This window comes from Bradyrhizobium sp. (assembly GCF_049581145.1).
In the GTDB taxonomy this organism is placed as follows: Bacteria; Pseudomonadota; Alphaproteobacteria; order Rhizobiales; family Xanthobacteraceae; genus Bradyrhizobium.
Window position 1 is genome coordinate 1 of sequence record NZ_JBAURI010000020.1, and the last position, 1605, is coordinate 1605.

The 1605-nt window shown below is 59.8% G+C and carries 1 protein-coding gene; it reads left to right on the forward strand.

Annotated elements, in window-relative coordinates:
* On the forward strand, positions 1 to 1605 hold a 1605-nt coding region (locus WCB02_RS00705; protein WP_423955231.1), incomplete at both ends, for a TonB-dependent receptor domain-containing protein.

Consider the following 1605-nt stretch of genomic DNA (forward strand, 5'->3'; position numbering starts at 1 on the left):
CACCATGGTCAATGAACTCCACTTCAGCTATATGCGCGATAACACCGATCTCGGCCAGCCGGTGGGCGGTCGTGGCGTAAGCCTGGTCTCGCAAGGTTTCGAGAACGCGAACGGCTCGCCCAGCATCGTCGCCCTCGACCCCAAGGGGCAGAGTGTCGAGAATTTGAATTTCAACGGATACTCCACCGGCGCTGCAGCCAACCAGCTCACGCAGGTCAACAACACCTATCAAGTCACAGACGCGGTTTCCAAGGTGTTGGGCAGTCACACCATGAAGTTCGGCGGAGAGTTCCATGCCGACCAGGTCAATGCCCATCCCATCGCGCAGTTCAATGGCAGCTTTGTTTTCTCCGGAACGGAGACCGGCGTCGACTTTGCCGACTTCCTGATCGGCGTGCCCAGTCAATACAACCAGAGCCAGCTCAATCCGTTTTATGCGCGGAATAAATACATCGGCCTCTTTGCGCAGGATAGCTGGCACGTTCTCCCCAACCTGACCCTCAACTACGGCCTGCGCTGGGATCGCATCGCGCCTTGGTCGGAGAAGTACAACCAGATCTCTACTTTCGTTGCCGGCGCCCAGTCGGTCGTCTTTCCCGGTGCCCCTCCCGGCATACTTTATCCCGGCGATCGGGTCGGCGGTCAGGGCATACCGAATACGCTGGCGCCGATCGGCAACCTGGGCTTTTCGCCGCGCGTGGGCATCGCCTGGTCGCCGCAGGGAGACGCCGGCAGCTTCCTGGGAAAGATCCTTGGGGCACCGGGCACGACCAGCATTCGGGCCAGCGCGGGAAACTTCTACACCGCGATTGATGCGCTTTCGATCGGCGTCCTGGCTGCGAACGCTCCATATGGAACCACCTATACGAGCCCGGCTCCTCCGCTCTTCGCGACGCCGTTCATTACCGCGGCCAGCGGTCAGGATAATGGCCAGCCTTTTCCATATACCTTCGCCCCATTGAATTCTTCGCGCCGCAACCCCGATCCCAACATTGACTGGGCCACCTACGAGCCAATCGAGGGTATTCCGGGATACGACATCCATGGCCGCGCACCCTACACTGAAGAGTGGATGTTTTCCGTTGAACGGCAAGCTGGACCGAACACCGTCTTCAGCGCGAGCTACGTCGGTACTTCCAGCCATCGCCAGCGTGTTCTCATTGAGCCAAATCCAGGAAATCCCGCGCTCTGCCTGAGCCTTAGCCAGACGAGCGAAGTGCAACCGGGGACCCTTACCTGCGGCCCAGACGGCGAAGATACGGTCTATTATCCGATCGCTGGCGGCCAGTTGAACGGTACGCGCGGGCCGCTGGGGTCAAACTTCGGCAGCAACGCCCTCCAGTCCACCATCGGCCACGCCAACTACAACGCACTCGAACTCAGTGCCCGCCACACCAGTGGCCGTCTCGAATTCTCCGCCGCCTACACCTATGGCAAGTCGCTGGATCAATCATCGAATGTCGCCGAAGAAGTGAACCCCTTCAATCCGGCGCTCAGCTATGCCATCTCCTCGTTCGATGTGAAACACAACTTCGTCGTCAGCTACGAGTATCAGCTGCCCTTCGACCAGTTCTTCCGTGCTAGCCGGCTGACCCGCGGCTGGTC